Origin of the sequence: Enterocloster alcoholdehydrogenati (genome assembly GCF_013282095.1) — a bacterium.
GTDB lineage: Bacteria > Bacillota > Clostridia > Lachnospirales > Lachnospiraceae > Enterocloster > Enterocloster alcoholdehydrogenati.
Map to the genome: position 1 here is coordinate 19,727 of NZ_BLTJ01000023.1, position 7,626 is coordinate 27,352.

Genomic DNA, 7,626 nt, shown 5'->3' on the forward strand with positions numbered 1-7,626 from the left:
GCCATTGATCACCGGTGCTGTAGGTGATGCAGAAACCATTACCATATACAGTGTTTCCGGTTTTATATGGGGTACTGGCTGTATCTGGGTCCCAAACAACAAGGTTAATCCGGTTGAGAATGTTAGTGTCTGCATTGTCAATGTATGATGACTTAACCGGATCCACATTTGTTTTGACTGTATTAAGGTCACTGGACAGCGATTCTAGTCGGCTTCCTGTATCTCCTAAATTGCTATATCATTTAGTCTACAGCGTCAAAAGTTGAAAATTAGGGTCTATTAAGGCCCTTTTTGTATATTTATCCATAACAAAAAGTAAAGAAAGAGAGGAAAAGAAATGAAAGACACAATGATTTTAAAGGATGGAACCACAGTGGAATTGGAGGCGGGTGCGTCTCTTGCAGCGATCCAGGTAGCAGCAGCTGACAGAACGGCAATGCTGCAGGTCTGGCAGAAACTGACCGAGGAGAACCTGGCAGAGGTACAGATCAAGAACGGAAGCGGGCTGACAGTTGGAACGTATACAAATCTTATGCTGGTATCTGAAACGTCCACAGTGGATGCGGATGGAGCCGTAACCACTACCTACAATCTGCGGGAAAAAAGCGCGATAGAAAAGCGTCTGGACAGCGTTGAGACTGGTCAGAAGATTCAGGATGGCGCTATCGGAGATCTGGGAGAAATGGTTGGGTCGCTTGCAGAGGGAGGTGAGGTATAATGGGGGCTTTTTATGGAACACAGATCCGGGCAGGAGAGATCACGCTGGAAGATGTACCTAAATTCTGGCGTAAGAAAACAGAAAAATGGCTGAAAGAAAATCCTGAAAAATAAGAATGAGAGGTATAAGAATGAAAGCTAAAGCAATCGAATACACAATAAGTGCAGCTATCGGAGCGTTTTTCAGTTTCTTTGGAGTGCTGGCAATCCCGTTAGCTTTGCTGATCCCCTGCAATATCATTGACTACTTTACAGGAATGGCAGCATCAAAGGTGAATGGGGAAAAGATTACAAGCGAAAAGTCATTTGCGGGTATTGTGAAAAAAGTAATGATGTACATACTGATTTTTGTGGGATATGGAGTAGACTGTATGATTTCCTATGTAGCAGCCAACTTACATATTGAAATGGCGTTTCCGCTGCTGTTCTCCGCGATGGTGGCGTCTTGGCTGGTAATCAATGAGTTGATCAGTATTACGGAGAATTGTGAGGCAACAGGAGTGGCAATTCCTGTATTAAGTCCGGTATTACGTTTTATAAAGAAAAAGATTGAAACGGTAGTGGATACCCCAGAAGAGGGAATAAAGAAAGAATAAGTAGAGTCGTGCGACGTCGCAACGCAGACAGGCCTCAGGGGATTCCTGGGGCCTATATTTTGATTGCGGCATAACTGCCGCTGTGCTATAATGCTAACGTTACCGCCTCCGAATCTGGTGACAGAAGGGAGGTGTCTGAATTGGATACACTTTTATCGTTTATTGTTGCCGTTGCGGCTGGTGTGGTTAGCCACCTCATCAACAAATGGTTGGACGGTGACAAATAGTCGGTAACCAGCCTATGGTCTAAGCCACCATAAAAACGGAATAGAAAACCCCAAGGAATTGCGGTCCTTGGGGTTTTCGTTTTTGCTGTCTGAAATGGACAACTTTTATCGTTTAGCCTACTGGCATTATAGCATATGCAGATTTTAAAAGCAAGATACCTGAAAATGATTTTTGTCCGGTTTTGTACCGGGCTTTTTTATTTGGAGGCAAAGACATATGGAAAACGCAGTAAAGAAACTCATTGATCAGGCCGCCCATTGGGACGGCTATCTGGAAAAGAAAAGCAACGCCCAGCTGGATGATTTTACGGCCAATGCCGGCAGCGGCAATTTCACTTGCTTTGCCAGGGACTATAAGACACACACTGGTCAGAACCTGCAGGCCCAGCCCTGGTGCGCCATGTTCGTATCGGAGGTATTTGTGCAGGCATTTGGTCTGGAGGAGGCGAAGAAACTTCTGGGCGGCAGCCTGTACCATTATTGCCCCACAGGGGTCAACCAGTTTAAAAAGGCAGGCCGGTGGGCCGCGGTGCCGGAGCCTGGGGCAGTGATCTTCTTTACCAACGGCCAGAGAGCCTATCATACAGGGATCGTTACAGAGGTGACGGCAACGCGGATCAAGACCATTGAGGGTAATACGTCTGGTGCATCCGGTGTGATTGAAAACGGCGGCGGGGTGTGCCGGAAGGCTTACAGCCGGTCTTATGGGAAAATTCTTGGCTACGGGCTGCCGGACTGGTCGATTGTCAGCCAATCAGAATACGTATTAGGCTGGCACCATGACAGTAACGGATGGTGGTACGCAGACACGCCCCACACCTATTATAAGTCCTGCTGGCAGGTGATTAACCATCACAAGTATTATTTTAACCAGGATGGCTACGCATTGACAGACTGGCATCAGATCGATGGGGAGTGGTATTATTTTGAGCCGGCGGCAGGCCACCCATTGGAATGTGCCTTGTATGTAACTGACGCCAGTGGGGTACAGGGGCCGGGTGAGTTTTAAACCGGATCAATTGAGTACAGCCGAATTTTCGGCTCTATTCATGGAAGGTAAATATGTGGCGTCTAATGGGAAGAAGAACAAAGAGTATCTCATGACCCGTGTTATCCTTTGAATCCAGATGTTGATTTATTCTGTTAGACTGGTGCCTGGATCAGGACGGGGCGCTGCTGTGGCCGGGGCTGGGAAAGTAAAAAATAGGGGAGATTGTCGAAAAAGAAGTAGCAGAGATGATATGAGTGTGCTATAATGCTGATGTTACCGCCTCCTATACTGGTAAGGAAGGGAGGTGCTTACTATGGAATTTATTATATCCTTTATCGTCGCTGTTGCGGCTGGTGTAGCTTGCCACTACATCATCAAATGGTTAAACGGCGATAAGTAATCGGTAACTAGCCTGTGGGGTTAAGCCTTCCCACTCCGAAAAATAGGAATAGAAAAACCCGAAGGTCTTGCACACCTCCGGGTTTTTTGTTGTCGCTCACTATGGAACAACTATATCCTTTATTGCCTACTGGCATTATAGCATACGCAATTCCTAAATGCAATATTCTATAAAAACCTTTTTTGTCTCCACTTACTCACAACACTATAAGTTATTGCTATCCGGTGGCCCAGACGGAGAGATGGGCGCATCCATGCGATACCTTTCCCAGCGCTATGCCATGCCGTACAAAGAGTGTAAGGCGGTTCTGACAGACATTGGTACGGAAGAATTAGCGCACCTGGAAATGATCGCGGCTATCGTACACCAGCTTACCCGTAATCTTACAGCAGAGCAGCTGGTAGAGCAGGGGTTCGGGCCTTACTATACCGACCATACTACTGGCATCTGGCCTCAGTCTGCAGGAGGAGTACCATTTAATGCCTGCGAATTCCAGTCAAAGGGCGATGTGATCACAGACCTCCATGAAAATATGGCTGCAGATGGTGCAACTGCATAAGTGCAACATAGAAGTGTTAAGTAGAAGTTCTATATAATCTGGTGTGCCAGACACCAGATTTTACAGAACTTAGAAATTCCAATGTATTTCAATCGGGACATTTCTTGTCCCTGGAATCCGTTTTCCTACTAATATATAATCAATTAGAGTTTCAACGGTTTCTCTGTCTAAATGTTCAAGATTTGTGTATTGCTCAATAAGCTGGCGGCGATTATCGCCTGTCTGGATTTTTCTCTCAATTACATCAAGCTGTTTTTGCGTTTCAATCACCAGCTTTTCAAGCCGTTCTCTGTCATTTGTGAAGTCTTTTGACAAATTCAGGAAATCATTTTCGGAAAGAATCCCTTTTACTTTATCAAGATAAAGTTCTCTGATTACCTTTGCGTCTTCTTCAATCTTTTTTTGATAAGTAGCAAGTTGTGTTTCTAAAGCAGTTTTTTTCTCCTTTACGTTGGAGTGAAATTCCACGTTCTGTTCCAATTCATCTTTATCAAGATATTCTTGTGATAACTTGTTCAGTTCAGAAATAACTGCCTGCTCCAACTTCTTCACAGAAATAAATGAGCCTATGCAAGCGTCCTTTGCAACATGGCGATTTGAACATTGTAAATAATGTCTTCCATCTGTCTGCTTATTAGAACGCATGGTATAGCCACAGTTCATGCAGCGAGCTTTTCTGGCAAACAGCCCTATGGTTCCTACTGTAAATGGTTTTGCTTTTTCAGCTACCATAGATTGTACTCTATCCCAAAGTTCACGGTCAATAATCGGTTCGTGTGTTCCCTCTACTCTGTACCATTCTTCTTTAGGTCTGGGCTTATTTTGTTTTGTCTTATACGAAACACTGCCGTATTTTCCTTGAACCATATTTCCGATATAAATTTCATTTGTCAGCATATCGGAAATAGCAAAATATTTCCATAAGGTACTATTTTTTCTGGTAGGCTGCTTATAGCGTAAACCATGAAGCCGTTTATATTCCGTAGGGTTTGGAATCCCACGGTCATTCAGCATACGGGCAATCGCTGTTTTGCCATATCCCTGTGAAAATAAAGTAAAAACTTCTCTGACAACAGCAGCAGCTTCTTCGTCAATAATCAGGTGTCCCTTTTGTTCGGGGTCTTTTTTATAACCATAAAGAGCAAATGCACCAATATGAAATCCATTCTTCCGGCGGTCAGTCAATACGCTGCGGATGTTTTCTGACATATCCTCTAAATACCACTCATTAACCAGACCATTGATTTGTCTTGATTTTTTGTTTCCTTTATTAGCGGTATCTGCATTATCTACAATACTGATAAAACGAATCCCCCAAATAGGAAACAATCCATGTATGTATTTTTCCACCAACTCTAACTCTCTGGTAAATCTGGATTGTGTTTTACAGAGGATAATATCAAATTTTCGGTGTTCAGCGTCATTTAACAGTTTGTTAAATTCTGGTCTTCGTCTATCTGAACCAGTATAATCGTCATCACTGTATATATTGTAGACTTCCCAACCTTGTTCCAATACATATTGAATCAGCATGGATTTTTGATTTTGAATACTGTTACTATCATCAGTTTCATGTTGTTTGTTTCTATCTTCTTCTGATAAGCGGCAATAAATAGCAACTTTTGACTTTGTGTTCATCATATTTTATCTCCCTTAAAGAGAAGATAAAACAAACATTCCACCTACACTTATTATACCGTGTTGAGAAATGTTTGTCTATCATTTTACAGGTAATACCTGTCCTTTGGATTTTTCTAATTGATTGATGAGTTCTATCCATTTCTGATTGAACTCTTTTTTTAATGCCGACTTATCTTCACACTTAAATACATTTTTGCAGGAAATTTCTGCTTCTTTTGGCATAATTCCACCTCACAGTCTTTACTATGTTTACAGACTATGCAAAAATGCTTGTTCATTATGAAAGAATCATCCTTAGCAAACCGAACAGCTTTCGCTAAAGCTCATGGGAATCTCACCCCTGCATGGTTCTCATCCAGCCGTACCCTTTGTCAGCGGTGCTACATCATCACACAGACTAAGGCTGTACGGAAGTATCATTATCACGATAGAAAGGTCATGGCGGCAGCTTTTGCGGTAAGCTGCTTATGGAACGCTGGCAGGAATCGCTATCCGGTTTCATCCCTCCTTTGGTGGGTTACGGCGTGCCAGCCCAACGGCTCTCTTTCTATCGAAACGTATTCGGCTGCTTTATGCTGCGTTGATTAGACGCTTTCTTTTTCAAGGAACAATCCGGCTTTGTCAGCCTGTTAAAGTGCACTGGTGATAATGCACTTTAATAGACTGGCAAGCTCTGTCTGGGAAGCATGGGCTTGTCCATGCTTCCACAGGAGAGCGTTATTTTTACTTTGGTTCCCTGATTTCAAAAGATAAAATCTTTGCAATCAGACGTGTTTCCATCCGGCGGCGTAGGGTTTCATCTACAACCATGTGGGTATTGCCATATTCGTCTTTCATGGGACGCATGGAACGGCTGGCAATAAAACCGCTGTAATGGCGTACAATCTGGTTGATTGCTTCAATATCACCGTCCGCAGCCCTTACAATCACAGGAAACGGAATCATAGGGTGCTTTGCTGTCATGCTTCTTCCTCCATAAATTTTTTGATAAATTCCAGTCCGGCGTGTCTTCTTCTCTGGATGGTAGAACGGTTGACTTCCAGAATTTTTGAAATTTCCGTATCGTCAAATCCAAGAAAATAATATCTCAGGATAACATCACGTTTCTTTCCATCCAGATTTTCTAATGCTTCTGCTAATAGGCTGTTTTCAATACGGACAGTAAATCCATCCATTTCAAAAGTATGGAAGTGGGATGGATAGGTGTCTTCGGAAGAAAACAAGTTGACGGTATAATCGTCCATATCACAGAACAGGGTTTCCCGTTTACACTGTCTGGACAACGCTTTGAGATAGTCTTTGCGTTCATCCTCCATAGCGACTTTACAGATGTAATCAAACTGGTTCTCTATGGTTGTCTGAAATTCAGATGGCTTCATCATTGCTCACCCCCTTTCCAGCCTTGAAAGGGAGCGAGCTGATAGGAATTTCTGCTTCTTTCCCCCTTTTCGCTCTTAGTCCCGACAGGACAGGGGGTGCAGTTGCGTTTTGAGAAGAAAAATTTAAAACCTTTTTCTTCCAACTAAAAAAGCACGCAAACAGACGATATTTCTGCTTGTGTGCTTCGATAGTTCTTTCTATGTATTCTGAAAAACCATATTGAGGTTCAGACTTTTCTAGTGTAGGTGAATGGCTTTTTTTAACAGTTTACCGAATGTAGATATATTTAAGAAAATATTTTGCATAGCGGCTTCCTCCTGTAAGCCGCTGTCTGTATAAAGTAGTAGACTTTAAAAATCATCTATATTTCATGCAAAAAAAGACGGCGGCTTTTGTTAAACCGTCGTCTGGAAAGGCTTATGTGATTTTGACGCAAGGAAAGTATGCTGCCAAATAACGGTTTTTTTTATTTCCGTTTCGGCAGCATAGTTTTATCTTTGATACACATAATAGGAACTGTACAACTATACAATACGTTTTTCTATACCTGTCTCTATTACAACAGGAACAGTAAAATGTACAGAGGTGGTGTATTATGCGTAAAAAAGAAGATAAATATGATTTCAGGGCGTTTGGGCTTGCCATAAAAGAAGCCCGTAAAAAACAGGGTTTGACCCGTGAACAGGTGGGAGCAATGATTGAAATTGACCCACGCTATTTAACTAATATTGAGAATAAAGGGCAGCACCCAAGTTTACAGGTGCTTTACGACCTTGTATCTCTGCTGAATGTATCAGTGGATGAGTTCTTTTTGTCCTCTGATAATCCGGTAAAAAGCAGCAGACGAAGACAGCTTGAAAGTAAAATTGACAATTTTACAGACGCAGACCTTGTTATCATGGAAAGCGTTGCGGATGGTATTGTCAAATACAAGGAAATGGAAGATAAATAACTTCTATTGTCTGCAAGAATAGGACTGAAACTAAAATGAGAGTATGAGAAAATTTCTGTAAATAAGATTCTTCTATGATAATGAAGGGTGGGAAACTTCTAAATCAGGTTTTTCACCCTTGTTTTATATATAACAGGTACTTCCATGCATGTCAAGAGCAGGC

At 42.4% G+C, this 7,626-nt stretch carries 8 protein-coding genes and 1 pseudogene; 5 read left to right on the forward strand and 4 right to left on the reverse strand.

Features of this window, described 5'->3' with window-relative positions:
- Window positions 1-337: 337 nt before the first annotated feature.
- The 4 genes and pseudogenes from HW447_RS17350 to HW447_RS17365 form a co-directional block, all read left to right on the forward strand.
- Window positions 338-718, forward strand: coding sequence for a hypothetical protein (locus tag HW447_RS17350; RefSeq protein ID WP_176256287.1), 381 nt, complete (start codon window positions 338-340; stop codon window positions 716-718).
- Between the two features lie 130 nt (window positions 719-848).
- Window positions 849-1,313 (forward strand): phage holin family protein, encoded by a 465-nt coding sequence (locus HW447_RS17355; RefSeq protein ID WP_176253311.1) that lies wholly within the window; start codon window positions 849-851, stop codon window positions 1,311-1,313.
- Window positions 1,314-1,757: 444 nt separating this feature from the next.
- The gene (locus tag HW447_RS17360; protein ID WP_176256288.1) at window positions 1,758-2,549 is read left to right on the forward strand and encodes a CHAP domain-containing protein; all 792 of its coding nucleotides are present in this window, start codon (window positions 1,758-1,760) and stop codon (window positions 2,547-2,549) included.
- A gap of 539 nt (window positions 2,550-3,088) precedes the next feature.
- Window positions 3,089-3,475, forward strand: a pseudogene (locus tag HW447_RS17365) (manganese catalase family protein); the annotation flags it as partial.
- 84 nt (window positions 3,476-3,559) lie between these two features.
- On the opposite strand, the gene HW447_RS17370 reads toward HW447_RS17365, so the two are convergent.
- The 4 genes from HW447_RS17370 to HW447_RS17385 all read right to left on the reverse strand — a co-directional run bounded on the left by HW447_RS17370 (window position 3,560) and on the right by HW447_RS17385 (window position 6,513).
- On the reverse strand, window positions 3,560-5,131 hold the full coding sequence (locus HW447_RS17370) for a recombinase family protein (protein ID WP_055058898.1): 1,572 nt from the start codon (window positions 5,129-5,131) through the stop codon (window positions 3,560-3,562).
- A 78-nt stretch (window positions 5,132-5,209) separates the two neighbouring features.
- On the reverse strand, window positions 5,210-5,353 hold the full coding sequence (locus HW447_RS17375; RefSeq protein WP_005427045.1) for a hypothetical protein: 144 nt from the start codon (window positions 5,351-5,353) through the stop codon (window positions 5,210-5,212).
- A 501-nt stretch (window positions 5,354-5,854) separates the two neighbouring features.
- The gene (locus HW447_RS17380) at window positions 5,855-6,094 is read right to left on the reverse strand and encodes a helix-turn-helix domain-containing protein (RefSeq protein ID WP_074133949.1); all 240 of its coding nucleotides are present in this window, start codon (window positions 6,092-6,094) and stop codon (window positions 5,855-5,857) included.
- Window positions 6,091-6,513, reverse strand: a complete 423-nt coding sequence (locus HW447_RS17385) for an RNA polymerase sigma factor (protein ID WP_022615780.1) — start codon at window positions 6,511-6,513, stop codon at window positions 6,091-6,093. Before HW447_RS17385 ends, HW447_RS17380 begins: the two co-directional genes overlap by 4 nt.
- A gap of 593 nt (window positions 6,514-7,106) precedes the next feature.
- Between HW447_RS17385 and HW447_RS17390 the strand changes: the two genes are divergently transcribed.
- Window positions 7,107-7,463, forward strand: coding sequence for a helix-turn-helix domain-containing protein (locus tag HW447_RS17390; protein ID WP_032547022.1), 357 nt, complete (start codon window positions 7,107-7,109; stop codon window positions 7,461-7,463).
- The last annotated feature ends 163 nt before the right edge of the window (window positions 7,464-7,626 follow it).

What these genes read in the sequence shown, in the direction of transcription:
- HW447_RS17350 (WP_176256287.1), top strand. Translation starts at nt 338, where the DNA reads ATGAAAGACACAATGATTTTAAAGGATGGAACCACAGTGGAATTGGAG.
- HW447_RS17355 (WP_176253311.1), top strand. Translation starts at nt 849, where the DNA reads ATGAAAGCTAAAGCAATCGAATACACAATAAGTGCAGCTATCGGAGCG.
- HW447_RS17360 (WP_176256288.1), top strand. Translation starts at nt 1,758, where the DNA reads ATGGAAAACGCAGTAAAGAAACTCATTGATCAGGCCGCCCATTGGGAC.
- HW447_RS17370 (WP_055058898.1), bottom strand. Translation starts at nt 5,131, where the DNA reads ATGATGAACACAAAGTCAAAAGTTGCTATTTATTGCCGCTTATCAGAA.
- HW447_RS17375 (WP_005427045.1), bottom strand. Translation starts at nt 5,353, where the DNA reads ATGCCAAAAGAAGCAGAAATTTCCTGCAAAAATGTATTTAAGTGTGAA.
- HW447_RS17380 (WP_074133949.1), bottom strand. Translation starts at nt 6,094, where the DNA reads ATGACAGCAAAGCACCCTATGATTCCGTTTCCTGTGATTGTAAGGGCT.
- HW447_RS17385 (WP_022615780.1), bottom strand. Translation starts at nt 6,513, where the DNA reads ATGATGAAGCCATCTGAATTTCAGACAACCATAGAGAACCAGTTTGAT.
- HW447_RS17390 (WP_032547022.1), top strand. Translation starts at nt 7,107, where the DNA reads ATGCGTAAAAAAGAAGATAAATATGATTTCAGGGCGTTTGGGCTTGCC.